1 protein-coding gene is annotated in these 782 nt (G+C 62.3%); it reads left to right on the top strand.

Annotated features, from left to right (window positions below; all coding sequences use genetic code 11):
- The first annotated feature begins 230 nt into the window (after nucleotides 1-230).
- Entirely contained in the window at nucleotides 231-668 is a 438-nt protein-coding gene (locus EOA38_RS37950) for a YqaA family protein (protein ID WP_126094769.1), read from the top strand.
- The last annotated feature ends 114 nt before the right edge of the window (nucleotides 669-782 follow it).

Genomic DNA, 782 nt, shown 5'->3' with positions numbered 1-782 from the left:
GTCGCCCAAAAGTGTGTAGCGGTTTTGGGAAAACGACATGCATAAAAACAAAGATTTAAAGCGCGTCGCTCGAATCCGTTTCGACGCGACGCGCTTTAGCATATAGCGTGGCCAGAACGTCACTTTTGTGATGCTCGCCGCTCAAAATCGCGGTGAGGCGCTGGCCTCTAAGACCCAAGTCGTCGATGATCGGTATCCGAAATGACCAAAGGGCGAATTGACGGGCCGCAATGCTTGGTGACCTTGCCGCCTTCGGCGGACTCTTCCTAGCCGCCTTCGTCGCCGCGACCATCCTGCCGCTGCAGTCGGAAGCGGTGCTGGTCGGCCTGCTCTTGGCCGGGACCCATTCGCCGGCCGCGCTGGTTCTGGTCGCGACGATCGGAAATGTGCTGGGCTCGGCGGTCAACTGGCTACTGGGCTGCGGTATCGATAGATTCCGCGACCGCAAATGGTTCCCAGCAAAGCCTGCCGCACTCGACCGCGCGGCGGCGCGCTACCACCGTTACGGAAGATGGAGCCTGCTGCTGAGCTGGGCTCCGGTTATCGGCGATCCGCTGACGGTGATGGCCGGCGTATTGCGCGAGCCCCTATGGAGCTTTCTCGCCATCGTCACCATCGCCAAGGCTGGCCGATACCTGGCGCTGGCGGCCGCTACGCTCGGCCTCTAAAGGATACTCGTGGCGAAGGCATCCAGCCGCGAATTTTCGCGATATCCAAGCCGCACCGCCAGGGCGGCGGCGGCCCCGGTAGCAGCACCGCCGACGATGTCGCCGGCATAATGG

The sequence above is a fragment of the Mesorhizobium sp. M1E.F.Ca.ET.041.01.1.1 genome (assembly GCF_003997355.1).
Classification (GTDB): domain Bacteria; phylum Pseudomonadota; class Alphaproteobacteria; order Rhizobiales; family Rhizobiaceae; genus Mesorhizobium.
The sequence above is the reverse complement of the archived record's forward strand: the minus strand, read 5'-3'. Positions and strand labels throughout refer to the sequence as shown.

What these genes read in the sequence shown, in the direction of transcription:
- EOA38_RS37950 (WP_126094769.1), top strand. Translation starts at nt 231, where the DNA reads ATGCTTGGTGACCTTGCCGCCTTCGGCGGACTCTTCCTAGCCGCCTTC.